This window comes from Streptomyces sp. NPDC003016 (assembly GCF_053591455.1).
In genome coordinates, this window is the sequence record NZ_JBSFTV010000045.1 from 22,432 (window position 1) to 48,976 (window position 26,545).

The window sequence follows — 26,545 nt, forward strand, 5'->3', positions numbered from 1 at the left end:
CTCAGGCAAGCAGTCTCGTATAAAAGAATGGCCTGGCGCCCTCGTCGGTGTCCGCGCGGCGCTGCCACTTCGACGGCGTGATCGGGTGGACGGCGAAGTCGCCGGCGATTTGTTCGGTGGGCTGTTCGGATCGCTGGAACAGAGCCGGCTGCGGCCGTGGCAGTGGCCGACTGGATGGATAGGACGTTCGCCTCAGGCAGTCAAGATAAGTCGGCTACCGCGGGGAGCATGCTGCGGTCCTGCCGTTGGTCGTGGCGATGTGGAGGGCGGACGCTCGCTTCCGCAAGCGCTGCCGCTACCCGGATGGTAGCCAGCCTCTCCGAAGGTCGATTACTCACCTAAGGTGGAGCCGTCCTTCGACTTGTCGTGGTGCCAAGAGGGGATGCGCTCGTAGTAAGGCTCTAGGGCGGCGATTTGTCCGTCTGCGGTGAGGTGGCGCGCTCGGGAGCGTAGAAGCCGGCCGGGGTGGCCGTTGTGGAAGCTGCTGCGCAGGAGGTCTTTGCCGAGGAGCTCGAGCCAGATGATGGTCATCTCGTGATCTTCCAGCCACTTCTCCAGCCAGACCCGGTCAATGGTGAGTTCGTTCTGCCCTTCGCCGAAGACATTCCGTACGGCAGCGATTGGGCGGCCTTCCGCGTCGTGCCAGGCGGATTTGCCGTCCCAGCTCAGGTCGCCGGGCGCCGGGCCGAACAGGATCGGTGCGGGAGCGATCAATGAGATGCGGTTGACGGTTGAGTACTCATACTCGCCCAGGATGTCGACCGTGGTTGCGATCGTGGGGACGCCGAAAGGTTCATCGTGCTCATGCTTGTAAAGGTGTGTTTCGGCTCCGTGGTGCTGTCCAAAGGGAAACTCGCCGACGAACCCATCCCCGTACCTTGCTCCGCCCACTCGGCTGACGTCATGTCCTAGGTCCTTGGCCGCCAATTCCGACACAAGGGTGTCCAGGTCGCACTTCTTGACGAAGAGGGATACCAAATGGGCCCACAGGGTGGGGGTGTCCTTGTCCCGCTCGTCCTCTTGCCGCCAGTCGTAGTTGCCGGCCAAGATCACCCGTGGGCCGGTGCCACCGGTAAACTCGACTGGCGGGTCAGGCAGCCTTGTGTCGTCGGCAATCCAGGCTTCGGGGGAGGGTGCCTGGTGGTAGGCATCCCAGGCGTATGCCGGTACGTAGGGCCGGGGTGAGACAACGGCGCCAGGCTCAGCGTCACAGACGGTAGGGTCCATCTGGCGTAGCCGGGTTGACTGGGGGCCGGGCGTGGCGGGCTTCGGTGGGGACCAGCGATCGCGGGCCGGGGAAACATGGTCGTTGATCTGGCCGAGCAGTCGGGCGAAAGCGATCCACTGGTACTTCTTGCCGATGCGCTCAATCCAGCTCGGCTTGCTGCGGCCGCTGCCGTAGGTGTTCAGGATGCGGTGGTCAAAGGGCGCATGGCGGCTGGGCTCGTAGCCGAGGTCAACGGCGTCCAGGAGGATGCGGCGCGCCGCATCCTCGGGGTCGATGCCGAGCCGGTCTCTCAGTGCCGACTCGATGACGTAGGTCGAGAAGTCATCAGCGGTACAGCTGAAGTGGAGCTTGGGGTAGTCGCCCCGGTCTTCCTGATACCTTTCCACGTCAACGGGCGTCGGCCAGGTGAGGGGCCATGCGCTTGAATAGGGCGGTTCCACTCGGGCGAGGTCCACATCGGCGGGGAGAGCACCCCGTTCGGCTGCTGCTTCAACAATGCGCCGGGCTTCATCGCGCAGAGCCGCGTTCAGGGGAGTCTCGTCGGCGAACATCACGTTCCACACGGCCTGTGCAGCTGACTGCCAGTGGACAGCCGTGCCGGAGCGCAGCAAGGCGGTGTAGGCGGCATAGCAGGCCCGCTCACTGATCCAGTCATCGACGACGTTCAGGAATTGCCTGAGCAACTCAGGCACCAGTTCCGGGTGAGCGATTAGCAGTCGTGCTACCCCGAGGGTAGCGTCGTCACGAACGCGTCGGTCTGGGCAGCTGGTGCACCACAGTATGGCCGTCGTCCAAAGCCGGCATGTTTCGGAGCTGGTACGGCTGATGTCACGGTCCCGGGCCCATGCGATCAACCGATGCGCGGCTCCGCCCCTCTCCTTCGTTCCGTGCAGCCAAGGAATAAGGAAAGCGTCGACTGCTGCCATCGAGCGGGCGGACAACAGCGCGTCAAGATAATCGGCGTTGAGAGGATGACCAGAGCGGGGCGCGAGCCGGAACAGCATGTCCATGGCTTCACCGAAGGTTTCGGATCGGCGGAGGGCAGCGTCAACACAGTCGATCGTGGCCTCGGTGATACTCGACTCCGAGCGCCAGGGAAGGCCCGCGACGACCGCCGCGATGGCCTGCTCCTCGCCGACTTGGTCACGGAATTCTGTCAGTTCCATCCCGCGCTGCCCCAGGACCACGGAGAGAGCCTCCAGCAGCCCCGGATCGGGCTCTGTATCTATTCCTAGAAGCTGGCGTAGCGAGCCTCCGGAGAGTGCTTGGCGCACCTGCTTCTGGTCACTGAGCTCGGACATCGCGGCAACGTTGACGAGGTGCTGCCCGAGCCGTTCGAAGGCCATCGCGACGACATTGCGTCGCGGTCCGGTGGCAGCCGAGTCAATGTCTTCGGCCAGTAGACCTTCACCGACGAGGCCTTCGAGGAGGGATCTGTCGGCGGTGCGCTCGGGCCAGATGTCCTGCAGCAGGGTGTGCGCGCTCGTGCGGTCGATCCAGGGCTGCGTTCCGCTGCCAAGTCGTTCGGCGATGGCGTGCATCGCTTGGTGGACGATTTGGTCCGCGACGGGGGCGTTCAACTGGTTACTGATGCGGCGATTGATCTGGTCCAGCAGCAGGTCAGCGAGTTCGTCAAGACCAATGACGGCTTCTTCCAGTGAGAGGCGCCCTTGCTCTTTGAAGGCTTCGCACAGCAGGCGCAGGAAGAGGGGGCTGCTGAACTCTGCCTGAATGGGAGGCGCGGCCGGCGGCTCCAGGCGATAGAAGTCGGCGTACTCTCGGAGCGCTTCGTACTCCACGCCGTCGAAGCCGCGGTGCACGATCTCTGGGAGGACGAGATCGTCGGGCAGTACCTGGGCCCGGTAATGCGAGCGGAAGGTGAGTACGACGCGCAGGTGCTCGAAGCGATTGATCTTGGTGATCAGTGTGTCGAGCTCGTCACGCCAGACTGTCCGTGGTCGAGACTCGTTGAGCGCGTCGATCACCAAGAGCACTGGGCACTCGGCGCTGTGGCCTACTTGGTCTAGGAGGGCCAGTACGTCATTGCCGTTGAGGTCGGCCGGCAGGCCGAGGAGTACCCGCAACTGCTCAAGAATGGGTCCGTCTCGGAAGTGGCGGCCGTGCATAAACACGCTCGGACGCCCGGAGCGCAGGCGTTGAGCGACGTAGTCCAGCGTGACGAACGTCTTGCCCATACCAGCGGGACTTGTCACCACGGCAGTGCGTTCCGTCCGAAGGTGCCCTGTGGGACCCATCACTCGATCGGACAGTTCAGCCAGGAATCTGTTCAGTTCGCGCAGCGCATCCATGGCAGCGGCGGGAAACGTCCCCATGTACTCGGCATTCCACTGTCGCCAGGAAGGAGTGTCCCAACCAGATTGATGCGCAGCATCCAGCCTCGCCCCCTCGGCTGTCTCCGCCCTTGAACTCGCCGCCTGGACTGCAGTGAGCGCTGCTTGCAGCACGGTAGTAGTCGCCTCAGACGGGTGTTCTCGCCACTGCACCAGCGCGTCAACCAGCTTTGCTCCAAGCGCACGTACGGCCGGGAGTTCGGGCTCCGTAACTTCCTTCCGCCCGTCGAAAGCATTGCCTCGAAGCCTGTCGTTAAGCTTCTGCAAGCGAGCGATGTCGGCGCTCACCTGGTGAGCCCATGCCTCGTCGCTGCACAGGGCTGCCAGGGCATGCTGGGTTGCCGGGATGCGCACGCTCAGCTCCGGCACGTACCGGGGACGCGCCGCTTGGACGGCTTCATCTAGACGGTCCTGCCACCACTGAGCAGCGAGGATTTCGGCGTCAAACCAGAAGCGGGTCCGCACACCGGTGGTGTCGATATTCTTGAAGCGAGCGATCAGATTCGTAGCCCACTCGACCTCAAAGGTGACCGTCAAGTCCCGGTCGATGGCCATCTGTTTCCAACTGTCGAGCCAGCCGCCGGTGTCGTACACCTTCTCGTGGAGCGACTTCCTCTCACGTCCGCGAGGCTTGGTGCTGCTGCGGAGCGGCTGGGTCTCCCGTTTGACCGTGGGCCCTGTGGGATCGACCGGGATAGCGATTACATACTTTGTGAGCTGCGGGTGGACATCGAGCGCGGCCGACACCGACTTGTCGAGCTGCTGCTTGGCGACGGCGTCTCCGGTCACCCAGTACTTTGCCTGCCAGCCATGCTCCGAGCCGTCTGGCAGGGTCCAGAAGCATTCGACGCCACCATCTCCGCCTGCACCGTGCAGGCTGACGAAGCGGGCTCCTTCGGCTGGGCAGTCCTCTGCCGCGAGCTCGCAGACGAATTCCTCGAATCCGGATCGTTGCCCCTCAGCCCCCAGCGGCCGGATCCGAGAAAAATCGATCTCCGGGCACTTCACCGATGCCTCCTACGTTGCAGACGATCCCGCGCGCACCATTATCTCCCATGGTCACACTGCGGGTTGGCCGCCGAGCACAACCAACCCGTCAGTACCACGACCTCGGTCGCCCGCTCCCACTCGGTGCCGAGCAGCCACAGCAGGTCGGAACCACGGCAGCATGCCGCAGTCGTAGCTACGGCAGGTCAGCGGGCTGGACTCACCACGCGCCAGGTCGCGCAGAACCGCGGTGACCGGCTCGACCTCGACTCTGACCCTGTCGAGCATCGCGTACGGCGAATGTGCCCGACTCACCTCCACGACTCGTCCCGGGCGAGGGATGGTTGGTCAGCCTTCCAGCAACTCGCATCACGAATGCACCACTTGACACTTCATCCCGATCTGCGCCGTGACCAACGAGGTGAGGATGGTGCAGTTAATAGAGCACTCCTGTTTGGCGAGCCATTCGGCGAAGCCCGCGCGACGGTCGGCTGCCCGGTCGGACAGGTCGCGTTCGGCATGGTGGCCGCAGGAGTGGGTGATCTGCCAGATGGTCTTCACGGCCATGGAAACTTCTCCTTACGGGAGTTGGGTCAGCGATTGCGGGAGAACGCGATGCGCGGGTCGACCGGCCGGGCCGCAGGAGCGGAGGCGGCGGGAGCGGGGTCCGGCGCCTTGCCCGGGAGGCCGGCGCGGGCTGGGCTGGCGGCGAGCGCGGCGGCGCTCATGGGGAATTTGTGGGTGGTGAAGCCCTGACTGTGCTCGTGGCGCGCGGCTGGCGCGGGTGCAGGAGGGCGGCGCGCTGCTACGTCCTGGGTGAGACGGGGCTGCACCGCGACCTGGACACCCGATCGGTGCAGCGACAGCGTGGCGCCGGCGACCTTCCCCAGGGCCTCGTCACGGCTGGTGGTGGCGGGCAACGTGTAGATGTCCAGGCTCGGGTTGTACCGCCAGCCGTGTTCCACCAGGGCGAGTCCGGTGAGCCCGGAGGCACGGTCGTCGATGGCCGCGACGATGCCGAGCTGCGGATGCTCGGCGAAGGCGACATCGGGTTCACCGAGCGGAACCCGGTCGCGGACGGGCACTGCATCGGGTGCCAGCGAGGGATCGAATACGGCGTTTACGTCGACCCGGTAGCCGGACTTGCGCAGCAGCGCGACTACTCGGGTCGTACGGCCTTGTCCGTCACGTTCCTGATCGGCCAGTGCGTACAACGTCGGCTGGTGCGGAACGGGTTGGAAGTCGAGCCTCTCCAGCATCCACGTGCTGGCCGCGAGGTTCTTCGGGTTCGCAGCGACAATGCCGTAGTCGGGGTGGCGGCCGATTGCGATGTCGGGAAGCGAGTCGTAGTGGGTGGGCATGGCTGATCCATCCGGTGAAAGCTCGGGAGCAGAGGCGGTCGAGGGCCGGGATGGTTCTGCTGGTGCGGGACATGGCGCACTCCGAGGCGGGAAGCGGTCAGCGACCGGGTACGGACGGGGGACGGGCGGCCGGCAGCGCGGGGCGCACGGCCGAAGCCACTGGCAGTTGTCCTGGGCTCGTGCGCTGAGCGGTCGGCGAGAGCGCGAGAGCAGCAGTCACGCGCGGCGAGGCAGAGCCCGGCCGTGGAGGCACGTCGAGCTGATCAAGACGCGCGTCGACGGCGGCGAGCAGCTTCGGGACACTGCCGCCGTACCGGGCGTGGGGACCGTCTGGCTCCGAGTCGTAGATCACTTCGTGGACTGTGGAGTCGTCGGGATGCCCGCGGGTCACCAGCCAGCTCTCGGGATGACCGGGTGGATGATCGGTCGACGGCTCCTGGGGTGGCGAGATGATCAACGAACTACCGTCAGGGAGCGCAACGTGGACGATGTAGTCGCTGAGGCCGTACTCGACGGTGCACTCCAGGTCACGCTGCCGAAGGGGAACGGTGAGGTGTCCGTACCCGTGCTCCCGTTCCGGGGCGCTGGCAGTGGAGTGCACAGGGAGAGGAACGCTGGTGCGTGCGGTGACGGCTGTGACCTCCCGGCGGAGGGAGACCAAGGACTGGTCAGGGTGCATGGGGCTTCTTCATGGCGGGGTGCCCCAGCAGCCGACGACGCGAGCCGCAGGCGCTGGGGCGGGGTAGCGGCGTTCCATGAGGATCCGGTGATTGGCCGGTTTGGTACCGCCGAGGTTCGGTGCTAGAGGCGTCAGCGGGAACGGCGCGGGGCCGCCGGATTCGATGCGGGCGGTGCAGGAGGCGAAGCGGGTGGGGCTCCGCGGTTGCCTGATGTGGACCGAGCGAGGGCCATATGGGCACGTTCGGCCTGTGAAGGTTGGTCTGGGTCCACCCGGCTGGCCAAGTACTCGCCGGCCCTAGCGAGCGCCGGGCCTTGGGAGGACAACTCGTCCGCGTAGTGCCAGCCTTCGGAGTTGCGGATCTCCTCCGCCCGGCTCGCGTACATCTCTCGCGAACCGGGTTGTGAGGCGTCCATGAGCGCGATGACCTGGTCCCACTCGTTATGGATCTGGCCTGCGCGTTCCAGGGTGGTGTCGATTCCGCGTATCCGCCGGAGGTCCTCGCTGATCGGCCCCTCGACGTAGTCGGCGCCGCTGGCGGCGGCGCGGACACCGGCCAGTACCTCGGGGCCGTGAGCGAGGAAGACCTCGACGTGTTTCCACGCTTCGGCGTCACGTTTCACTTTGCCGTCGGCATAGCCCTTCTCGTCGATGGGCCAGCCGTCGTGGTTGCAGAAGGAGTCCGAGATTGCGTCCCAGGCGTCGGACGCCTGCCTGATGCCGGCGGCGGCAGAAGAAAGCGCCGGGACATGCTGCCGCCACGCGAGGTGATTGGTGGCCGACGCTGGCTGGTCTTCATGGGGAGCGGGAGATTCGGGCACGATGGATCCTGTTCTTGTGCCTCTGCTCACCGTGAACGCGGCAGTGAGCGGACGGCGGAAGGTGGAATGGGAGCAGCAGCATGGTTCTGCTGGCCGACGGAAGGCCCACTGACTGACACGACCGGGGAGACACGAGCCGCTGCTGCCGCTCGGTGCGAGCGGGAGTGGATTTCGTGACCCAGGCCCTCCCCCACGCGGTGCAGCTCGTCGCCGAGATCGGTCAGGCGGTCGGTCAGGGCGTTCAACTCGGAGGCGCTGCCACGGGCTCCGTGGGTGCGGCACCATTTCGAGGCGGTGTCGAGCATCTGGTGCAGCTGGGCCACCGCGCCGAAGTCGTTCGTGAGCGCCTCGTGGAACAGCTCGGCGAACTCCTCGGGACGGGCGGCAGCAAGGCGGTCGACCAGCCACCAGTCGGTGCGATGGTGCGCGGACTCAGGCCCGAGGCGGCACCTCCCCCGTGGACTCGGTGGTCTGGTCGCGGTACGGTTGACGGCACGGTTCAACTCCGGGTAAGCGTCGGCTAGTTGAGCTAAGCCGACATTCGGGCGTCGGTGTCGAACAGCTCTCGCTCGGCGGGGTGCAGGATGTGCTGGGTGATGAAGCTCCGACCCGCGACCTTCCACAGGCCCCGGCCCTTGGTCAGGGCGGACACGGCCTGGGTCTCGACGCCGGTCAGGCCGAGCAGGGAAGCGGCAGCAGCGAGCTGGTCGGGTTCCTGCCGGTAGATGATGCGGGTAGAGCAGTCGGCCAGCAGGCCCTCGGCCAGCACTCGGCCGCGCGAGCCGGCATCGCCTGCGCTGAGCAGGTCGCTGAGGCGGTGGATGACCATCAGGTTCGCGATGCCAAGCCCGCGAGAGAGCTTCCACTGCGACTGCATGCGCTCCAGCAGGCCGACGTGCCGCATCACCCGCCACGCCTCGTCGTAGATCACCCAGCGCCTGCCGCCGTCCGGGTCGGCGAGGGCGGACTCCATCCACGCGGAAGCGCAGGTCATCGCGAGCACCAAGGCGGTGTCGTCACCGGATCCGCCGAGGCGGGAGAGGTCGATGGACAGCATTGGGGTGGTCGGGTCGAAGGCCACCGTCGAGGGGGCGTCGAACATGCCGCTCAGGTCGCCGTGCACCAGTCGGCGAAGGGCGTGCGCGAGGTCCTGTGCGGCGGGCCCCATGTGTCCGGCCTGGTCGCCGAGGGCGCGGTCGAGGCGCTCGGGCGAACCGAGGGCGTGCGCGATCTCGCCGAGCAGCGGCACTGTGCCGCTGGCGTCGGCCTCGGCGACGACCAGGTCGAGAGCGAGGTCCAGAGCGGTGTGCTCCATCGGCAGGAGATCGCGCTTCAGCACAGTGCGAGCCAGGCCCGCCAGGAGCAGGAGGCGGCGCTTTCGAACCTCGGTCGACCAGTCGCCCACGCTCATCGAAGCGGGCCGGGCCGGAGCATCCAGCGGGTTCAGCCGACCCGGAAGCCCTGGTCCTAGAGCGATGCTGTAGCCGCCGAGGGCCTGCGCGACGGCCGTCCACTCTCCCTTGGGATCGCAGGGAACGTAGACCCGGTAGCCATGGGCAATCGCCCGGGTGGCTATCGACTTGGCCAGCGCGGACTTGCCCATGCCGATGATCCCGGCCAGGACGGCGTTCGGATTCGTGAAGCCCTCGATCCGCCCGCTGCTGTACAGCGAGAACGGGTCGTAGCAGAACGCCGCCTCCGCGTGCACGTCTCGTCCGATGAAGATGCCTTCGGCGCCCAGGCCGCCCTCCGCGAGAAACGGATAGGCGCCGCTGACGGTGGCGGTGGTCATGCGGTGGGCGGGGAGGCTGAGCTTGCCGCCCCGAGCCGAGGAGGAACCGGGGCGTCCGGAGGGCGGGTAGGTCGGCCGCAATTCCGGGTCGAGGTGCTTCTCGGCGCGGTGCTTCGGCGGGGCTCCGGCGCGGCGGGCCTGGCGGCGGGCCTCGGCGAAACCTGCGCGGGCGGCACGCTGCTCGGCGCGTGACGCCTTGCGGGGGACGAACAGGTGGGAAGCGCTGGCACGGGTGCGGGGCATGAACGTTTCTCCAGACGGAAGACGGGGTCAGCGACGGACGAGACCGGTGAACGGCGAGTGCAGATCGGCCGGGGTAGTGCGGCGGCGCACCAGATGCGCGGTGCGCTGGTGGCGCTGGCAGATGGTCAGCTCTGGCGCCCCCTCGGGCAGGCCCGCCTGGCACGCCTCGCGTTCGGACACCTCGCCTGAGTCCGGACGGGGTGCCGCGTGATACGCGGCGTGGACGTGGTCGGCGGCCTGCCACATCCGCGTGCGGGTGGCGCGGAGCTGGTCGCCTTCGACCGGCACGAGCTGGCCGGTGCGGGCGGCATGGGCGTCGAGCAGGCCGTGCAGTGAGACGAGGTGGGCGTGCAGGGTGTCCAGCTCGGCGCGGGTGGTGACGAGGGGACCGCCCGGAATGTTGAGCGCGCGGTGGAAGTCGAGCGCGGCGGTGGCGAAGGGCACGAAGTCCTGCGCGGGCGGGCTGGCGGTGCGGGACATGGGGGTGCTCTTTCAGGGGGAAGGAGGGCCGGCATCAGACGGCGAGGGCGAGCGGCATGGCGGCCACGGTGAACGCTTCGGCCTGCTGCCAGGTGAGCGGCCGGAGGTCGAGCTGGGCGCCGACGGCCGCGGTCTCCACGACGGCGCAGGCGGAGCGGAGTTCCTCCTCGGAATCGGCCGAGACGGTCAGCAGGCCGGTCAGGGCGACATCCGCGTGGCCCGCGATGAGCTGGCGCTCCCGGGACTTGATGTCCTGGTACTCGATCGAGTCCGCCTCGGAGTCGACCTGACCCCGTCGGGCTCGCTCGGCGGCGTCGGCGATCACGCTGGACTTCTTGCGCTGGACGTCGCGCAGGGCGGCGTCCAGTCCCTTGGGCTCGTACGTCAGCGACAGCGTGCGCCGGACCCCGGCGGTGAACAGGAGCTGGTGCAGGAAGCCCGCCGACGTTTCGGTGCGGGGCCAGTTCTCCACCCAGTACGTGGCGTGGACGGCCGAGTCAGTCATGATGTGGTCCGACTTCTCGACGACCACGACCGGACCGGCAGCAGCGGGCTCAGCCTCGGGACGGCCTGCGGTGGACCAACGGTCCAGCGGTGCAAGGGCCTTGGGGTCGTACGCGGTTCGCACGACGGCCGCGATCTCGCGGGCGGTGAGCCAGCCGGTGGGGTTGAGCCCGGCGGTTCGCGCGGCCTGATCGAAGGTCGAGGTCAGTTGCGCCAGCACGCTGAAGGACCCGGTGAGGCCGCCACCGGCCTGGTTGATCAGCCGCCGTGCGGCTTTGGCGTCCAGGGACACCGCGACGTACGCCTCGTGCGGTGCCGCCGCAGGACCGGCGCTCTGGATCAGCTCGCTGTAGATCGCACCGGCCACGGGGGCATGGGGCTGGCCGTGCTCCTCCCAGTACCGGCGCAGCGCGTCACCGGAGTCAGGGACGGTGCGCTCGATCACCTGGATCCGGGCGACCTGGCCCGTGCGGGCGAGCGCGGCCAGCGCGCGTCCCCATCCGTTGACGTTGGCGTTCTGGGTGCTCGGGTCGAGCAGTGCGTAGGCGTGGGAGGAGACCTTGACGACGGCGGTCAGGGTGCCGGTGTGGGGGTTGTGGACCGCGCCGTATCGGCGGTCGGGCGCGGTGACCACACGCAGGCTCGCCGCTGTGCCGGGCAGGTGGAGCAGCCCTTCGCGGACCGGGCGGCGGGACGGCCGGGTGAGCCAGATCAACTGGCCTCGCATGCGGCGCAGGACGTACCGGGTGACGATCGGAGCCCAGTCGGCCAGGGCGCGGCCTCGGTAGCGGACGAAGACGAGGAGGGCGATGGCCGCCCAGACCGGAATGAGTTCGAGGCCGCCGACCACGCCGCGGGTGAGGATCACGGCGAGCAGGAGAAGGCCGGCGAGGCTGACGACGATCAGTTGCGAGGCGGTCAGGCCGAGCAGGATGCCGCGCCGCGAACGGTGCGGAAATTTCACGCTGGCCGTGGTGGCTTCGGCCTGGGGCTTGTTGGACATGGTGGTTCCAGACGGTGGGAGCGGGCGGGGGCGGGGCGCGCGGCGCTCTTCTGGAGGTCATGGCGGGGCTCCGTTTCTGGTGATCGGTGGTGCGGGATGCGGGGGCGGGCTGCGGATTCAGCCCACCCCCGGATGTGATTGGTCAGGAACCCGAAGGCGGCTGGCTGGGATACACCCAGTTCGTCGGAGTCGGGGAACCGGTTGCCGACGGCCCCGTGGAGGACGGCGGCGGCGGTGCAGGAGCCGCCGGCGGCGCGGCACCAGCGCGGGTCAGGCTGCTGCCCCCAGCCGAAGTGGCAGCGAACTGGCCGCCCGCGGAGTCCCCTTCGGAGCCTCCCGGTTCGCCCTCGCCGGGTCGGGTGATGAGCGGCGGGATACCGGGGCGCTGGATCAGGGCCCGACCCTTGTCGCCGGTGGCGTTCGGGTCTTCGCCGTACCGGAAGCGGGTCTGCGGCTTGGGCGGACCGGCGTCGATGCCCTCCTCGCTGAGGTTGCCGCCGGAGGGGTTGATACCGGAGGCGACGCCGTCAGCACCCGCGCCGGGAACCTGGCTCGGACCCTGCGGGGCGGGGGTTCCGGTGCTGGCCTGCATTGCCAGGGTGCCTGCGGTCTTGGCTGCTCCTGCGGCGACTGCCATGCCGGCGACGCTGGTGCGGTGCAGGTCGTCGTGGCCGCCGCCGTCGCTGGCCCAGTGGATGAACTTGTACGTCGCGTACGGGCACAGGAGGACCAGGACCATTACGACGATGCCGGCCATCGCGTCGGACAGGGCCGACATGCCGTCGTTGGTGTCGGTCTTGCCCATGGCGGAGACACCGATCAGGAAGACCACGGTCATCAACAGCTTGGAGACGACCAGGGTGGCGGTGGCTTCGATCCAGCCGCGCCGCCACCGCTTGGCGACCTCCCAGCCGCCGCCTGCTCCGGCGAACACGGCGAGCGCGACCATGATCAGGACGCCGACCTTACGGGCGACCATCACGCCCCAGTACAGGAAGGCTCCGATCGCGCAGCCCAGGGCGACCAGGGCTGGGACGCCCCAGCCCAGGCCGTACATCGCCCCCAACTCATTGACCTTCACCACGCGCCGGATCGCGTCGTCGACCGAGGTGTTCGCCGCTTGGAACAGACCGTCGGACAGGGCGTCGACCACGGTGATGGCGACGGTGGTGAAGGCGATGGCACAGAAGCTGAACAGGATGCCGGTCATGGTGCCGATCGCGGCCTGGGCCAGGGCGCGATCGTCCCGCCGCCAGGCCGCGAACATGAGCTGGATGCAGAACGTGCCGACGGTCAGCGCGAGCCCGATGGGCAGCAGCAGCTCGTAGTTGTCCCGGAACCATCCGGCGTTGAGATCGATGGCGGTCGTCTCGTTGACGGCCTTGGCGGCGAGATCCGCCGCGCTGGCGGCCAGCTCGCCCGCCGACTTCGCGATCCACGCGCCGATGCCGTCGGTGACGGCTCCGGCAGGGTTGGTGGCGAAGTCGACGGCGCCGCACACCTTGTCCATCAGCGGGAAGTCGCAGACTTCCATGGTCGTACCTCCTTTCTCGAAGGGGGGTCAGGGCGCGACGGACGGCATGACGCCGACCAGGGTGCAGAACTGGTTGGGCCGGCACTGGACCGCGAGGGTGGTGCTACGGCTCTCCGCACCGCCGGCGGGCGAGCCCTTCCAGGCGATCGACTGCTTGCCGGAGACCGTGACGGCGTAGACGTACGCCTGGGTGATCGCGCCGGGATCCTCCTGAAGGGCCCGGGTGAAGGCGTTCGGGAAGTGCCCCTCGTACACCTTGGCGGTGGCGAACTGGCCGTTGGCGGCCATCTCCTTCCACAGCACGGGGGAGGGGACGACCTTGTCGACCGAGGCCGGGTCGGCGTACTTCGCCTCCGTGGTCAGCCACCCGCGCAGAGCCTTCCGCAACTCGGGCTGCGAGTACGCGCGGGTGTCGTAGGACCACAGCGCTGCTGCGGCTGCTTTTCCGAACGCGATCGGGTCGCCGGTCTTCGGCGGGACCGGGAGGGCACGAGGACGGGTGGGCGGCGTGAGCGGCCCGGACGGCGACGAGGGCGGGGAGGATGTTGTGGGCGAAATCGACGGTGGAGCAGGGGTTTCGGACGGGCTCCTGCCGTCGCGGGTGAGGTACGCGGCCAGGCCGGCGAGGGCGACGAGCACCACCAGGCCGACGGTGCCGAGCAGCGCCCGGCGGCGCACGCGAGATGCGCCGCCGGGGTTCGAGGAGTGGGAAGGCATCAGCGGACCTGCGTCCCCAGCGTGCTGAAGAACGCGACGACACCATTCGCGGCGCCAAGCAGGAGAGCCGCGCCGGCGCTCACCAGGACGCCCTTCTTCCCGTTTGCCTCCGCCTGATGACCGCCGGAGTGGTGGCCCCAGGCCCACACGCCCGCGCTGACGGCGAGGGCGCCGACCACGGCGATGAGGCCGAAGAGGTTGATCGAGCCCATCACCTGCTTGAGGACGGACAGGCCCGGCAGGCCGCCCTCGTTCGGCTTGATCCCGGGATCGTAGGCGAGTTGGATGACCTGGTCGGCGAGATACATAGGGGAACTCCAGTTCGATTTACTGCACGCCAAAGCCGACTGGGGCGAAGCGGCGGTGCGAGGAAGGGGGAGAGAGGGGAGCGCCGGTCAGACGACTCGGCGGGCCGCGAGAATCTGCGGCTTCCAGGGCGCGAGGGTCGTGATGCGGACCACGTCGCCGGTGTGCGGGGCGTGGATAATCAGGCCCTGCCCGATGGCCATGCCGACGTGCTCGGGCACGGCCGCCGTCCCCTCGGTGAAGAGGAGGTCACCCGGCTGAAGGGCGTCGACCGATACCGACTTGCCGTCCCTGACCTGCGTGTAGGTCGTGCCCGTCAGGGTGATCCCGGCAGCCTTGTACGCCTGCTCCATCAGGGAGGAGCAGTCGCACCGACCCATGGCGTCCTTGCCGTGGGAGTTCTTGCAGCTCCCGCCCCACTGGTACGGCGTACCGAGCTGGCCGAGCGCCCACCGGATCGCCGTCTGGACCTCTCGTGGAGCGTTGGCCGGGATCTTGTACTCGGTCGGCACCGCGCCGGGCGGGATGGTGCCGAAGTCGGTCCCGTCCCCGTCCGCCGAACAGCCACCCTCGGTGCTGGGCGAAGGGCCGTCGGTGCCGGCCGAGCCGGACGGCGACGGACTCGGCGACGCGTCACCGGCCTTCGGCAGCAGGGGCTCGATGGCCTTCTGCAGGGCAGTGGCCAGGGGCTCCCACTTGGCGTACGCCTCCGGGAAACCCGACCGCTGCACCGCCTGGGCGGCCTGAGTGACCGAAAGGGACTGCCAGCCCGAGACCTTCCGCAGCCCCTCGTAGAACTTGGTCGAGGCATGCACCGGGTCGAGGATCTCGTTGGCCGTGCCCCAGCCCTGCGAGGGACGCTGCTGGAACAGACCCAGCGAGTCACGGTCGCCGTAGGTCAGGTTCCGCAGGCCGCTCTCCTGCAGGGCGGTCGCCAGGGCCACGACCTGCCCCCGGGCCGGGATGTTCATCGCGACGCCGGTGGCCTGGATCGTCTTGGCATTGGGCACCTGCTCGGCCGGGTCGTCCAGGCCCGGCACGGAGACCGAGCCCTTGTCGCCGCCGTCCAGGATGGCCTTCACCTGAGTGGCGACGGCGGCGGTATCCACAGTCTGTGCGCCGTCGGTTGAGCAGGAGGCCGAGGCGGTCCCGGCCCCGAAGGCAAGAACCGGAACGGCCAGCAACAGCGGACCGGACGCGCACAGCCCGAGGACGGCTCCGGTGGTCTTCTTCATCGCCGCCGCCGTTCACCGAGGCGGCGGTGCCGGCCGGGTGACGGCGGAGAACCGGGGCGCGGATGTATCAGGGCATGCTGCATCGCAGCGGCTCCTCGGTGTTCGTAGGAGACGCGGTGCCGACTTCTCGTGCAAAGCCGTCGGCACCGCGCCGATGTGCATCCGCCGCTCGGGCGGGCCCGGGTCAGGGGAGTTGGTAGCTCCCGGACGCCGGTTTCAGGTCACGCGCGGCAGCCGGCCGCGCTCGTAATCTCAGGCAGTACACCGGGGCTCCTGACGGCGTGCGGAACGAGGGACGATGCCCTTACCCGCTGCCCGTTCGGACGAGGCGGCACGGATAAGCACAGGTCAGCAGGGGTGAAGTGAAGCTCTGCCCCGGTGACACGGCGAGACAGTAGACCGGGATTCCGGCCGTACCAAACGACTCCCGCACCCGGGCTCGCAGTGCGGTCCACCTCGTTAGGCCCGGCCGGAGACCGCCGCTAACCTCCGGCACAACCCCGCCCCAGTCGACGACCGTTGAGCGGTGTCCGGAGCGGGACCGGACCGGCTATGCCCTGAAAGAGGCCCTCCACATGAGCTACACGCTGCACCGAGGCGACGCCCTGACCGTGCTGAAGTCCCTCCCGGACGAGAGCGTCAACGCCGTGATCACCGACCCGCCGTACAACTCCGGCGGACGCGCCAGCGCGGACCGCACCGGCCGCACCGCACGAGCCAAGTACGTCACCAGCAACTCGGCCCACGACCTCGCCAACTTCCCCGGCGAGAACCGCGACCAGCGCTCCTACCGCTCCTGGCTGACCGAACTGCTCACCGAGGCGTACCGGGCCTCCACCGAGCACACGGTGGCCATGGTCTTCTCCGACTGGCGCCAGGAGCCGACCACGACCGACGCCCTGCAGATGGCCGGGTGGACCTGGAGCGGCACCATTCCGTGGATCAAGCCCGCCAGCCGGCCCCGCAAGGGCGGGCCGAAGCAGGACTCCGAGTTCATCATCTGGGGCGTCAAGGGATCCCTCGACAACACCCGCGACCTCTATCTGCCCGGCCACTACATCGCCTCCCAGCCCCGCAAGGACCGGGTGCACATCACCCAGAAGCCCGTCGAGGTCATGCAGCAGCTCGTACAGATCTGCCCCGAGGGCGGCGTCGTCCTCGACCCGTTCACCGGCAGCGGCTCCACGGGCGTCGCGGCCCTGCGCGAGGGACGCCGTTTCGTGGGCGTCGAGCTGTCCTCGCACTACGCCGACGTGGCCGAGCAGCGGCTCCGCGCCGAGCTGACGAAGGACGACTTCGACCTGGCCGGACCGGAGGCATGATCATGAGATCGGAGAATCCGGGGCCGGCGGGCCGCAGACGCCGAAGGGCGGCTGGTGCATCGAGTAACCGATGCACCAGCCGCTCTTCTCGTTGCGTCAGGCCGCCTCGAACGCCCGCCGGATCAACGGCGCCGCCTTCTCCAGGTCGGCCGCCGTGACGAGGCGCACCTCCAGGTCCCCGGTCCCCAGGTGCCCGATGTTGCGCATGTCCCGGGTGAAGCCCTCCTTCAGTGCGACCGTGTCCGGGTCGAGTCTGAGATACATCAGGATCGCCTCGTGCTTCGGACGGAAGATCACCGACGCCACGTTCACCAGCCGCCGGTAGGCGATGTAGTGCCGCAGCGGCGCCACCTCGACCTCACCCCATGCCGTGAGCGCGTCGTCCACCTCCGCGTACAGGTCCCGCAGACACTCCGGCACGAGGCCGGCACCCGCTGGCGAAGGAGTCGCCGGGGCCATCGGCGCGCTGTCGACCACCGCGTCCCGCTCCCGATTCCGCCGAGACGAAGCTGCGGTCGGCGAACCGGGCGAGGAGTCCACGAGCAGCAGGCTCAGCAGACCGCCCTCGAAGACCCGGTAGCGCACCAGGTCGATCCGCTCGGGCAGCCACTGCACGGCCACTCGATCGTGGTGGGAGAAGCCGGCCGCGATGCAGACCATCCGCGGACGCCGCCAGTCGATCGACTTGGCGGCCTCCCCGCCCAGCACCTTCCGCACGAGCGCCTCGAACTCGTGCTGCGCCGACTTCAGCCAGGAGAGGTAGGAGACGGCCTGCGACAGCACCCCGCTGTCGGAGCCCTTCTTGAACTCGATCGCCACCGGGCTGCCGTTCTCATCCAGACCCAGGGTGTCGATCCGCCCCCGGTGCCATGGACCGGTCGCGTACTCCGATGCCAGGAACCGGATACCGAGCATCTGCTCCAGCCCGGCCTCGACCCGCCGCTGCAGCTCCACCTCCAGCGCCACCGTCGAACTGGAAAGCTCGACGTCCCGCCCCTCCGCGTCCTGCCGGAACAACAAGAGCTCGGCCACCAGCGCCCCCTCCCGCGATCTCTGCAAGAAGACCAATCGACGGCGGACTCGGGATATTCCGCCTAAGCTGGGGAGCCGGTTTCCGCAGGGTCAACGCACTCGTCAAGTAGGAGATGAGCACCCCAACGAGCGGTCTCGCTTCCCCGCGACGCTTCGGACAATCGTCGAAGAGATCCTGCGCTGCCACCTGACCGCCACGGCGTCCCGCGCGGGTTCACCGGCGGGAGGAGCGGGGGAGAAAAGTCGGAAAGCATGCAGCGGGTGTCCGAGCCACCGCGTAGCGTGCGTTCATGCTCACGTACGAGCCGCCGGTCCCGGCGGACCAGCTGCGGCAACTACCCACCCGCGACGCCGCGCTCCTCCTACTGCAGAACCTTGCTCGGGGCGGCGGCTTTCTGCAGTACGCAGGAACGATGGGCGGCGCCCGTCAGGCGTTCCGGGAAGAGCCGGACACCGACAGGCTGGTGAACCGGTTGTCCGACGCCTGGAGCTGGCTGGAGGCCCACGCTCTGCTGTCCCGTGTCCCCAGCCAGTCGGAGAACTTCCGGCAGCTCTCCCGCGACGGGCGGGACCTGGCCGCAGATCCGAAGGGCATGGCACGGTTCGAAGCCCGCATACGGCTCGCCGGCCCGCTCCATCCGGACCTGGAGAAGGCGGTACGCACCAACTTCGACCTCGGGGACTACGAGACCGCGTGCTTCGCCGCCATGAAGGCGATCGAGGTTGCCGTCCGTGACGCCTCCGGGCTCGACAACTCTCTCGTCGGCGTCCCGCTGATGCGCAAGGCGTTCCAGCCGCACCAGAACGGCAAGCCCGGCGGTCCGCTGGCCGACGCTGGTGCCGAGGGCGGTGAGCAGGAGGCCGATTCCGCGTTGTTCGCCGGAGCCATGGGCCGCTATAAGAACCCCTCCAGCCACCGCACCGTCGACTTCGACCACCCGATCGAGGCGGCCCAGATCATCCAGTTCGCCGACCTGCTGCTGCGCCAGGTCGACCGGGCCAGGGCCAGGCACAGCTAACGAGGGCCCCGGCCCCGGAGGTCTCGGGGCGTCCGGTGTCTCCTCGCAGTTTCCGTTACGGGACGGGCAGGCAGCGGGCAAGGTTGTCCCCGCGCTACGCCGCCAGGGTCTCGCCGAGCGCTGCCCGTGCCGCCTCACTGGTCTACTCGTCAGCGTGAGGCTGGGCACCAGCGCGGGAGGATCGTGCCTCGTTCCGGCATCTGACCTCCGCCCGGTAATCCCGGCAGCCCGTGGCCACTTCCCGAACGAGATCGCCGCCTTGAAGTGGGTCTACTCGGGGTCGTGTCCCTCCGCCCCGTCAGCAGGGTCAGCCATGGAGGCGGTTGCGGATCAGTGACCAGCTGTGACCGAGGGGCCAGGCGGCGCTCTCACTCTGAGCCTGCTCGATATACCGGAAGTCGCTTTTCCGGAAAAAGCTGGTCCTGGTGCTCGCCGTGTCGGCGCGGAAGTCTGTCTGCGGGGCCAGCGGTTCTGCCTCTATTGACGGATGCACCGGTTTCCATGGGCTTCGCCGGCCGCACCGCAGGTCAGCACACACAGGAACTCCTGGCTCCTGTTAGAGGAAGAGGGTCTTCCTGGTTTTCTGCTTGAGCCCCGGGAAAGCTGGTCGTCAGTACCGGCCCGGCATCTGCGGGCTGTTGTCGTCCTGCTGTGTTCGCCGAATTGGAGGGTGCCGGATGCTCGTTCGAGGTGGTGGCGCGCAGGGACGGCTTCCGGCCGAAGGAGGCTGCTTCGGCTCACCGGGCGGGAGACCTCTGCGACGTGCGGTGTTTTTCGGCCAACCGTTCAGGGTGTCATCCCACCCTCTTGACTGAGGAGGCAACGAAAGATCGCCAGGTCATTGACCTGCAGATATTCGCTAATTTACCCACGCGGCCTTGGTGCGCTAACCCTTTAGCATCATGACGGGGGCCGGTTTTCAATGGCCCGTTCTGTCCGGACCATACGGTCCTGTTGTGCGCACGACTGGGTGGATGCTGCCGCCCGGCCCGACTGTGAGTTGCTGCTCGCTGCCTTGGTAACCCCTCAATCACCAGAAAGGAGGCTCCGCGTTGAGCGGAGCCGAGCGCTGTGGATCGATTCCTGGCCGTGCCTTCGAGTCCGACTTCCTGAACACGCTGGAGCACTTCACGGCTACTCCGCCCGCCACAACACCAGCCGGACCGTCCCCACCAGGGGCATAAAGGCCAACTTCGGCCGACTGGCCGATCAACACACCGACGACGGTCTGGTATGCCACCCCGGTGCCCGCCTGGCCGACCGTATCCACGAACTCGCCGGCCGCCCCTGAATACACAACAGGTCCGGCGTGGGGCCGAAGGTTCCTACGCCGCCCAGCCCCCGCCGGACCACCAACAGCACCCCGAAGAACGGAGCACACACCATGCACAGTAGTAGTCGCCGCCCCCACCTGGCGGACCGGACCTCCCGGATCCGCCGCCTTCGGCCGTGGATTGTCCGCCGCCGCGCCGCCCTGCTCTCCAGCGCCCTGCGCGGCGCCGCCTACGCCACCGGCGCCGGACTCGTTGGACTCGCCTTCTACCTAATCCAGCAGCAGCTCTGACCAACTGGCCTCCCGGGAGAAGCGGAGGAGAGCTGACGAAGTGGGCGGTTGTCGAGTCTAGACAAGCCTGTGAGCCAGGACGGTTGATCGAGTCATCGTGCTGCCAACATGCCATCGGGTGGTCACTACGTGCTGAACGATGAGGTCTTCCGGTGGACAGCCGGTGGACAGACGCCTTTGGACGGGGCAGCACGAGGAAAGCCAGCGCACATGCACTGATCAGGGGAAACGCCACGAGGCGGCACCACGAGGCACCATACGGCATGAACGCTTTCGGTTTCGTAATGCGTAGGTCTCGGGTTCGAATCCCGAAGGCGGCTCTGTGGAAGCCTCAGGACTCACTCGCCGTGACCTGGGGCTTTTGCTATTACTGGATACGATGTCGCCGCCGGGCGCGGGTCTCCTTACTGCTTGCGGTCTAAGTTCTGGTCTCAGATGTGGCCCTGGGTGCGGGAAAGAACGCGTCTCCCATACGCTGCATGGCGTCTTTCGAGAGGGTGGAACTTCCCTTCACGTACCGTCGGGTCTGGCTGATCTGGGTGTGCCGCAGGATTTCCATGATGGTGACCATGTCCACGCCCAGCTCGTTCAGGATCGTGCCCGCTGTGTGACGGCTCCCGTCGTAGAGACGTCGTTCACTGATGCCCGCCTCTTCGAGGAGCTCTTTGAACTCCTCCCAGTCGGCGCGAGGGTCGATGGGCCGCCCGTCCGGCCGGGTGAACACCGCGCCGCACTCCTCCCAGCTCTCGCTGGCTGCGACACGTGCTCTACGACGCGGGATATGAGATCGACCACATGGAGGAAGAGGTCCATGCCCGCCTACCCGCCCCGGACGAAGCGAAGTTGCTGCAGCTCCCAGCCAGCGAATCCGTGGTCGAGCTGCACCGGACGACATACACCGCGGACGGGACCGTCGTGGAGTTCGCCATCGGCGTGCACGCCGCATCCCGCTTCGCCTGGGCATACGACTTTCAGGTGCCCGATTCGGCGCGAACAGAGGAGAGCGAACGGTGATCTCGGTACAGGCATGGGCCGACGCTCAGCGACTGTGGGACTTCCAGCAGATGCACCACGAGCCGCACCCGTGCTCCGTTGCCATCGGCCTCGGCAGTCACGACCTCGGAGTCGCCGACGTGACGGTCAACCTGTACCGGCGCGGCATGGCACCCCTCATCGTGTTCACGGGAGCCACTAGCCGCACCACGCGCGAGCGGATGCCGCAGGGCGAAGCCGAGCACTACCGCCTGCGGGCGCTCGAACTCGGAGTGCCGGCCGCAGCCGTGCTGGTCGAACCGCACGCGAGGAACACAGGGGAGGACATCCGCTTCTCGCGCGCACTCCTCGAAGAGCACGGCGTCGATGTGCAGTCCGTGCTGCTCGTCAGCAAGCCGTACGAAGAGCGCCGGGCCCACGCCACGGCACGCAAGCTCTGGCCCGGCATCGAGTTCGTGTGCGCATCAACGCCGCTGACTTTCACGGAGTACATCGATACGATCACGGATGCCCGGCTCGTCATCGACGTGCTCGTCGGCGCACAACAACGGCTGCTCATCTACCCACAACAGGGATTCATGATTGAGCAGGAGACGCCAGCGAATGTTCTGAAGGCGTATGAACGGCTTTGCGCGGATGGCTTCACGAGCCGCTTGGCCCCCGGTTCGGTAGAGATCTCCTGACCATCAGAGTCAAAATATTAGGTCTCATCCGATTGTCGTGTCTCACTGGCTGGCCCGCGCAAGGAATATTCTCCGAGCGGAGCGTTCTTCAGGAGTAGAGCACGCTGCAACAAGTCGTCTAGGCTCGACTGCAACCCGCCGTCATCATGGAAGACTTCCTCAGATATCTGCTCGAATGCCTTTGCCACGATCGGGGACAAGGAGGAAACGGCTCTAATCGACTCTATCATCACGAGAGCAGCGAGGGCCTCCAATGCGTGCCCCCTGGCCGTGTACTGCGCATCTTGATGTTCGCCATTTCGCTGGATCTTTTGTAGAATTTCGCGCGCACCTTCCAAGCGGATCTTTGCGTGAAAATGCGCAAACTCCCCCAGAGCCCTATTAAGGGCTTGTAGCCGACGTAGGCCTGCCGTGTTTACCCAGTCCTTAGGGGTAGTGGCTGATGAATTCTCTAGTTTATTAGCTTTCTCGGGTTTGGTAGTCCACACCCTTAGCCGTGCGCATTGTTCTAGAACGACACGCAAGGCAGACATGGCCCGGTCGTCATCCTCAAGCCACATCCAGTACGCAGAACGCAAGGCGGAGGAACAAGTGGCCGCTGCGTTTCCTTGAGGGGTCGGCCCGAGCCAGATGGACAGGACGCCAGCCATCTCCGCCGCCATGACGTACAGGGTGCTTCGGTCGCTCAGATTGTCCAGATCGAATGCGTCCTTCAGCTTCTCCTTTTCTGCCTCGAATGCTTTCATGGCCCACCTGCCCGCACGGGCGCGACGCTCATAGAAATAGAGACGGGTCATTTCGTCGTCGCGGTAAAGTCGACCCGCCGGACGCTTGCCCTCCATTACCTGTTTATAGATGTGTTCGGCTGCCCTCATCTGATCTATCAACTCTGGAGAAAGCCCTGTCTGGGGAAGCAGGGGGAAGAGGCTTGAGGGCACCGGCCCGACATCTCCCGCATAAGTCCGTTCGGGGAGAGAAAAAAGCCCTTTGGCGACCTGCGGGTTCCCTTGTTCCTCGGCCAGGGATGCTAGGCACAATCGAACCTGCCGCAGGTTTAGCATCAGCACATCCGAGAGCCATTGCGATACTTCTGTGAGTGCAGGAGGTTCGCTCTCCAAAAGCTCAGAAGCTTCCCATCGGGTCGCGTCGACAAACGATCCACGTCCATGCAAGAGCTCAGACATGCAATTCATCATCGCTGCGGGGTAAACGCGATAGTTTTTACCAATAGTGACTCCAGGTCCTTGAAATGCTTTGGAGGCTCTTTCGTCTTCCCAGAAATCGAGGTCCGCCACATCTGGCCCGTATTTCGCTCCGCTTATTTCTTCTCGAACCCGGAGGGCGGAGGGATATCCGTGATGGCAGGCCGACCAGGACCGCGCAGCGAAACTGGCTCCGCTCTCACCCCTTTCGTGACGGACGCCAGCATTGAACGCCGCATTTTCAGTCCAGCGCTCAAATTGTGAGCGCAGAACCGCAGCCGCCCCAGTGTACTGACCGCTAAAAAGTAGACGGGCTGCAATGAAAGCACTATCGGCACCCCATCCAAGGTGGTCCACCCATGAACTGCCGTAGTGCGCTGGATGCCTGTCCCTCGTCGCGCCCAGCTTACGTAGAGCCATATCGACGAATCCGAAGGACAGCAATGCCGACATGACAGGTGCAATCGCTCCAGATGGCAAGTGTTGCATATTGCCCATGCGCCTGTTGTGGCGAGCGATAAGCGACTCTGCGACATGCCTATGTGACTGCGCTGCTATTTGCTCATACTCCGCGAGGGACGCGCCACGACGGCCAGCGCGACGCTCAGCTCTATTGGCACGGCGCACCTCTCTACGATGCGCTTCCTCTTCTGACCTAGGGGCTTTTTGAAGATCAGCCCTACGCCTGCTCGCTCGTCCCACGCGCCCTCCAGAGGTCTGGTTTTTGATTATCACGCCTGAGTTCGCACGTGACTACTAATTTTCAGATTTCCTGAAGCAACCCGAAAGGGTGTTCGGCTCCAAGCGAGAACCGACTGAAGCGACCCGGTAGCTCTGCGGGGCAGACGGCGCTGCCGGAGACTGGGGGACGCTCCGCACAAGGCACCTCGAATGGATACGCGCGCGGTCCGTCACCCGTCGGGGCTAATATCCACTTTGCGTCGCGCGTGCTGACGGCCGAGTTGATAGGACGTAGCGGTGCACACTCTCTTCTCGATCGACCAGTCTCAGGCCGTAGCGCCAGACCTTGATGCGCGCCAACGTGTCGCCATCGGTGACGAACTCCTTCGCCAGTTCCCCGATGGGGCGAGTAGGCGATCGCCGGCCTTCAAGCGGGCTGCCCTCCGTCTAGGAGTAGCCGCTCCTGTGGGACGAGATTGTGTGACCCTGGCGGACTGGCTCAGTGCTCCGATGCGTGACCACGCGTTTGGTCACATCAGCGTCTCGTACTCAGTGTTGCGGGAGGCTGCGTTCGACTACTCGCGTTCCGGGATGCCCGACCACCAGCGGTGGGACATGCTGCGCACGATGATCGACAGGGCTGCAGTTGAGGGGCGTCCGAAGATCACAGCAACTGAGTACCGCAAGGCGATCGGCGCTAGGCCAATCCCAAATCAGGCTGACGCCATGCCTCCGGAGGCGATCGCTCGGCAAATTGAACGTCCCGACGTCTGGCCTGTTGTGCTTGAGCGTATTGCAGCCAACCCTGTCAGCAGGCGGGATGTCCTGATGCGGTTGTCTCAGTGAGGAAGGTCGGTCCCGGCAGGGGGGCGCCCGGCGCCCCAACCTGTCTGTGGCGTTGCGGGACGATCCGCAACGCCATCACGACCAGGCCGGGGTTCGCGTTTAGTAGCGCATGATCAAGATGAGGACGGTCACCAGACTCGCTCCGACCAGTAGTGCCGTCCCAAGTTCCGCATCGCGCATGGCTGCGTAGGTGCCAAGCGCGCCCACCAAGAGCAACACCAGGGCCCGCAAGCTCATTTCCTCGTTCACCGAACCTCCTCGTTGGCTGCGCTGTTTCGGTGATCTCAGCAGGCGCCCGTGGGTTCATGTGGTCTTCTGAACGGCAGCTTCGAAGTTGTAGCGGAGTCGATAGAAACGCCTGGTGGCAGCGGGGGTTCACCTTAGGATGGTGAAACTTTGAACCGGTGAAGAGGGGTGCAGTGCACGGAGTGAAGCAGGGGTCGCTGCCGGATCCAGCCGTGGTGTCGTCCGTAGTCGAACTTGCTACCGCAGCCAAGGCACTCGTGGCAGCACTCGGGCTGAAGCAGAAGCAGGTAGCCCAGCGCAGCGGGCTGTCGGAGGGCACCATCTCGGGTCTGTTCAACGGAAGGTCCTGGCCGCGTGAGGAGACCTTCGAGAGTTTCATCACCAAGGGATGCGACCTACCGTGGAGGCCATGGCATGAGGCATGGGCCCGCGCAGGCTCGGAGCGACGACGAGTTTCCTCGAGTGATCTCTCTGCGGAAGTCGAGGAGCTCCGAGTGAGAGTCGAGAGCCTGGAAACGGCTATCGAGGACCTGAGTGCGTCGGTCGGCGCACTGGTGCGCCCGGAGGCCACACCGATGGCTCCCACTGAGTGGGGGCAGCAGGCCCGCCGTCGAAAAGGGGCCGAGTTTCTAGCGGCGGTCGGGCCCGCAGAGCTATCCATCAAGTCTGGGCTTAGTGCGCACGTAGTCCATGTCCACGAAGTTGACGCCTTCTTGGAGAAGGTCCGGGAGCTGGCTCTGCAGGACATGAGTGAGCTATCTAGCTTCGTGCTGACTCATACCGGATCCTTCTCGCCGGTAGTTGCGGACGAACACTGGGACACCGGCTACTACGAGGCAGATGTCGCCCACTACGTGAGTCGACTCCGGCGAGAGGTCATCCGATACCTCGGGGTGGCGTCGGTGGCGCGTACACCCGCGCCGAACCCCACGCCTCCGGACGATCCGTGGGCAACCGAAGCCACCGAGTCAGCCCTCCCGCCGCAGGCCGAGAGCCAGTCCCCAGGCGGGTGGAGCCCGACCAACGGAGCTAGGGGTGGGTACAGCGACGAGCCCCCATTCTGAGAGATGTCAATACGCGGGCTCGTCACTGGTGGGCTCATTTGTGGTCTCGATTGTCATCCGGTCCCACGGTGCCCGCTTTCGTTCGCCGACGTCCGAAAGCCCTCATGACCAGGCATGGAGCCTGCTTCGCGGACGCATATGGACGCGCCTGGGCCAAGATCGGGCAACTCGTAATGCGTAGGTCTCGGGTTCGAATCCCGAAGGCGGCTCGAAACCTCAGGACCGACTCGCCGGGGCCTGGGGTTCTCACTCTTCCGGGTTTGCTTCCCGGAGGGTGGAGCCTCCCGTTCTGTCTGATCCGTCCTGAGGGAGCAACTGTGCCGCGGGGAGTGCAGAGGGTGCCGCGAAATTGTGTCAAAGCGGCTTAGTGGTGCCCGCCGACGAGTAGATCGATTTCATGGGAATGCTCCAATGCCGACTCGTAGAGTGAAGCCGTGGCGGAGGTCGTGCAGTCGGATGGGCGGCCGGCCTCGGCAACATGGCGGTCGAAAGGGCCCGGGATTTTGCCGACCTTGAGGCGCCGCCGGCACCGGGTAACTGAGCTTCCGTATGTCAGGTCTTACTGAGGTTGAACTCGGGATGTCGTGCTGCTGGTCAGGCGGGTCGGATGGTCAGGCCGGTCTCGGTGAGGCAGCCGTCGATGAGGTGGCTG

General features: G+C 66.6%; 21 protein-coding genes and 2 pseudogenes. 7 read left to right on the top strand and 16 right to left on the bottom strand.

Features of this window, described 5'->3' with window-relative positions; translation table 11 throughout:
* Window positions 1-330: 330 nt before the first annotated feature.
* The 12 genes from ACWDZ4_RS29670 to ACWDZ4_RS29725 form a co-directional block, all read right to left on the bottom strand.
* Complete coding sequence (locus ACWDZ4_RS29670; protein WP_451511478.1) at window positions 331-4,587, bottom strand: hypothetical protein; 4,257 nt, start codon at window positions 4,585-4,587, stop codon at window positions 331-333.
* A 348-nt stretch (window positions 4,588-4,935) separates the two neighbouring features.
* Entirely contained in the window at window positions 4,936-5,133 is a 198-nt protein-coding gene (locus tag ACWDZ4_RS29675; RefSeq protein ID WP_451511479.1) for a hypothetical protein, read from the bottom strand.
* Window positions 5,134-5,159: 26 nt separating this feature from the next.
* On the bottom strand, window positions 5,160-5,927 hold the full coding sequence (locus ACWDZ4_RS29680; protein ID WP_451511480.1) for a hypothetical protein: 768 nt from the start codon (window positions 5,925-5,927) through the stop codon (window positions 5,160-5,162).
* An 810-nt stretch (window positions 5,928-6,737) separates the two neighbouring features.
* Window positions 6,738-7,427 (bottom strand): hypothetical protein, encoded by a 690-nt coding sequence (locus ACWDZ4_RS29685; protein ID WP_451511481.1) that lies wholly within the window; start codon window positions 7,425-7,427, stop codon window positions 6,738-6,740.
* Window positions 7,428-7,453: 26 nt separating this feature from the next.
* Window positions 7,454-7,930 (bottom strand): hypothetical protein, encoded by a 477-nt coding sequence (locus tag ACWDZ4_RS29690; protein ID WP_451511482.1) that lies wholly within the window; start codon window positions 7,928-7,930, stop codon window positions 7,454-7,456.
* 26 nt (window positions 7,931-7,956) lie between these two features.
* On the bottom strand, window positions 7,957-9,462 hold the full coding sequence (locus tag ACWDZ4_RS29695) for an ATP-binding protein (protein WP_451511483.1): 1,506 nt from the start codon (window positions 9,460-9,462) through the stop codon (window positions 7,957-7,959).
* A 27-nt stretch (window positions 9,463-9,489) separates the two neighbouring features.
* Complete coding sequence (locus tag ACWDZ4_RS29700) at window positions 9,490-9,942, bottom strand: DUF6238 family protein (RefSeq protein WP_451511484.1); 453 nt, start codon at window positions 9,940-9,942, stop codon at window positions 9,490-9,492.
* A gap of 34 nt (window positions 9,943-9,976) precedes the next feature.
* The gene (locus ACWDZ4_RS29705) at window positions 9,977-11,449 is read right to left on the bottom strand and encodes an SCO6880 family protein (RefSeq protein ID WP_451511485.1); all 1,473 of its coding nucleotides are present in this window, start codon (window positions 11,447-11,449) and stop codon (window positions 9,977-9,979) included.
* Between the two features lie 142 nt (window positions 11,450-11,591).
* On the bottom strand, window positions 11,592-12,983 hold the full coding sequence (locus ACWDZ4_RS29710; protein ID WP_451511486.1) for an SCO6881 family protein: 1,392 nt from the start codon (window positions 12,981-12,983) through the stop codon (window positions 11,592-11,594).
* A gap of 27 nt (window positions 12,984-13,010) precedes the next feature.
* Entirely contained in the window at window positions 13,011-13,700 is a 690-nt protein-coding gene (locus ACWDZ4_RS29715) for a hypothetical protein (protein ID WP_451511487.1), read from the bottom strand.
* On the bottom strand, window positions 13,700-14,008 hold the full coding sequence (locus tag ACWDZ4_RS29720) for a DUF6112 family protein (protein WP_386869888.1): 309 nt from the start codon (window positions 14,006-14,008) through the stop codon (window positions 13,700-13,702). The genes ACWDZ4_RS29715 and ACWDZ4_RS29720 overlap by 1 nt, the downstream gene beginning before the upstream one ends.
* An 87-nt stretch (window positions 14,009-14,095) precedes the next feature.
* Window positions 14,096-15,241 carry a C40 family peptidase gene (locus ACWDZ4_RS29725; RefSeq protein ID WP_451511488.1) on the bottom strand — a complete coding sequence of 382 codons (1,146 nt, stop codon included), beginning with the start codon at window positions 15,239-15,241 and terminating at the stop codon, window positions 14,096-14,098.
* Between the two features lie 575 nt (window positions 15,242-15,816).
* On the opposite strand from ACWDZ4_RS29725, the gene ACWDZ4_RS29730 reads away from it, so the two are divergent.
* Window positions 15,817-16,563, top strand: a complete 747-nt coding sequence (locus ACWDZ4_RS29730; protein ID WP_451511489.1) for a DNA-methyltransferase — start codon at window positions 15,817-15,819, stop codon at window positions 16,561-16,563.
* 96 nt (window positions 16,564-16,659) lie between these two features.
* Here ACWDZ4_RS29730 and ACWDZ4_RS29735 read toward each other — a convergent pair whose 3' ends face one another.
* Window positions 16,660-17,595, bottom strand: coding sequence for a DUF5655 domain-containing protein (locus ACWDZ4_RS29735; RefSeq protein WP_451511490.1), 936 nt, complete (start codon window positions 17,593-17,595; stop codon window positions 16,660-16,662).
* A gap of 290 nt (window positions 17,596-17,885) precedes the next feature.
* On the opposite strand from ACWDZ4_RS29735, the gene ACWDZ4_RS29740 reads away from it, so the two are divergent.
* Together ACWDZ4_RS29740 and ACWDZ4_RS29745 are read left to right on the top strand one after the other, a co-directional pair.
* Window positions 17,886-18,614 (top strand): TIGR02391 family protein, encoded by a 729-nt coding sequence (locus tag ACWDZ4_RS29740; protein WP_451511491.1) that lies wholly within the window; start codon window positions 17,886-17,888, stop codon window positions 18,612-18,614.
* A 1,384-nt stretch (window positions 18,615-19,998) separates the two neighbouring features.
* Window positions 19,999-20,178 (top strand): hypothetical protein, encoded by a 180-nt coding sequence (locus tag ACWDZ4_RS29745; protein WP_451511492.1) that lies wholly within the window; start codon window positions 19,999-20,001, stop codon window positions 20,176-20,178.
* Between the two features lie 418 nt (window positions 20,179-20,596).
* Here the strand turns inward: ACWDZ4_RS29745 and ACWDZ4_RS29750 are convergent.
* Window positions 20,597-20,941 (bottom strand): annotated as a pseudogene (locus tag ACWDZ4_RS29750) (tyrosine-type recombinase/integrase); the annotation flags it as partial.
* On the opposite strand from ACWDZ4_RS29750, the pseudogene ACWDZ4_RS29755 reads away from it, so the two are divergent.
* Together ACWDZ4_RS29755 and ACWDZ4_RS29760 are read left to right on the top strand one after the other, a co-directional pair.
* Window positions 20,941-21,192: pseudogene (locus ACWDZ4_RS29755) on the top strand (UTRA domain-containing protein); the annotation flags it as partial. The pseudogenes ACWDZ4_RS29750 and ACWDZ4_RS29755 overlap by 1 nt on opposite strands.
* A complete protein-coding gene (locus ACWDZ4_RS29760; protein WP_451511493.1) occupies window positions 21,189-21,854 on the top strand; it encodes a YdcF family protein in 666 nt (221 codons plus the stop codon). The pseudogene ACWDZ4_RS29755 and the gene ACWDZ4_RS29760, both read left to right, overlap by 4 nt.
* A 17-nt stretch (window positions 21,855-21,871) precedes the next feature.
* Here the strand turns inward: ACWDZ4_RS29760 and ACWDZ4_RS29765 are convergent, their stop codons facing one another.
* Window positions 21,872-23,554 (bottom strand): hypothetical protein, encoded by a 1,683-nt coding sequence (locus ACWDZ4_RS29765; RefSeq protein WP_451511494.1) that lies wholly within the window; start codon window positions 23,552-23,554, stop codon window positions 21,872-21,874.
* 663 nt (window positions 23,555-24,217) lie between these two features.
* Here ACWDZ4_RS29765 and ACWDZ4_RS29770 point away from each other — a divergent pair.
* Window positions 24,218-24,583: a hypothetical protein gene (locus ACWDZ4_RS29770; protein WP_451511495.1), complete on the top strand. Its 366-nt coding sequence runs from the start codon at window positions 24,218-24,220 to the stop codon at window positions 24,581-24,583.
* A gap of 99 nt (window positions 24,584-24,682) precedes the next feature.
* Here ACWDZ4_RS29770 and ACWDZ4_RS29775 read toward each other — a convergent pair whose 3' ends face one another.
* Entirely contained in the window at window positions 24,683-24,832 is a 150-nt protein-coding gene (locus ACWDZ4_RS29775) for a DUF3309 family protein (protein WP_451511496.1), read from the bottom strand.
* A gap of 179 nt (window positions 24,833-25,011) precedes the next feature.
* Here ACWDZ4_RS29775 and ACWDZ4_RS29780 point away from each other — a divergent pair, with 179 nt between their 5' ends.
* Window positions 25,012-25,893 carry a helix-turn-helix domain-containing protein gene (locus ACWDZ4_RS29780; protein WP_451511497.1) on the top strand — a complete coding sequence of 294 codons (882 nt, stop codon included), beginning with the start codon at window positions 25,012-25,014 and terminating at the stop codon, window positions 25,891-25,893.
* Window positions 25,894-26,545 lie beyond the last annotated feature (652 nt).

Coding starts and splice junctions, on each gene's coding strand:
- ACWDZ4_RS29675 (WP_451511479.1), bottom strand. CDS start 5,133: ATGGCCGTGAAGACCATCTGGCAGATCACCCACTCCTGCGGCCACCAT.
- ACWDZ4_RS29680 (WP_451511480.1), bottom strand. CDS start 5,927: ATGCCCACCCACTACGACTCGCTTCCCGACATCGCAATCGGCCGCCAC.
- ACWDZ4_RS29695 (WP_451511483.1), bottom strand. CDS start 9,462: ATGCCCCGCACCCGTGCCAGCGCTTCCCACCTGTTCGTCCCCCGCAAG.
- ACWDZ4_RS29700 (WP_451511484.1), bottom strand. CDS start 9,942: ATGTCCCGCACCGCCAGCCCGCCCGCGCAGGACTTCGTGCCCTTCGCC.
- ACWDZ4_RS29705 (WP_451511485.1), bottom strand. CDS start 11,449: ATGTCCAACAAGCCCCAGGCCGAAGCCACCACGGCCAGCGTGAAATTT.
- ACWDZ4_RS29710 (WP_451511486.1), bottom strand. CDS start 12,983: ATGGAAGTCTGCGACTTCCCGCTGATGGACAAGGTGTGCGGCGCCGTC.
- ACWDZ4_RS29715 (WP_451511487.1), bottom strand. CDS start 13,700: ATGCCTTCCCACTCCTCGAACCCCGGCGGCGCATCTCGCGTGCGCCGC.
- ACWDZ4_RS29720 (WP_386869888.1), bottom strand. CDS start 14,008: ATGTATCTCGCCGACCAGGTCATCCAACTCGCCTACGATCCCGGGATC.
- ACWDZ4_RS29725 (WP_451511488.1), bottom strand. CDS start 15,241: ATGAAGAAGACCACCGGAGCCGTCCTCGGGCTGTGCGCGTCCGGTCCG.
- ACWDZ4_RS29730 (WP_451511489.1), top strand. CDS start 15,817: ATGAGCTACACGCTGCACCGAGGCGACGCCCTGACCGTGCTGAAGTCC.
- ACWDZ4_RS29740 (WP_451511491.1), top strand. CDS start 17,886: ATGCTCACGTACGAGCCGCCGGTCCCGGCGGACCAGCTGCGGCAACTA.
- ACWDZ4_RS29745 (WP_451511492.1), top strand. CDS start 19,999: ATGCACAGTAGTAGTCGCCGCCCCCACCTGGCGGACCGGACCTCCCGG.
- ACWDZ4_RS29765 (WP_451511494.1), bottom strand. CDS start 23,554: ATGGGCAATATGCAACACTTGCCATCTGGAGCGATTGCACCTGTCATG.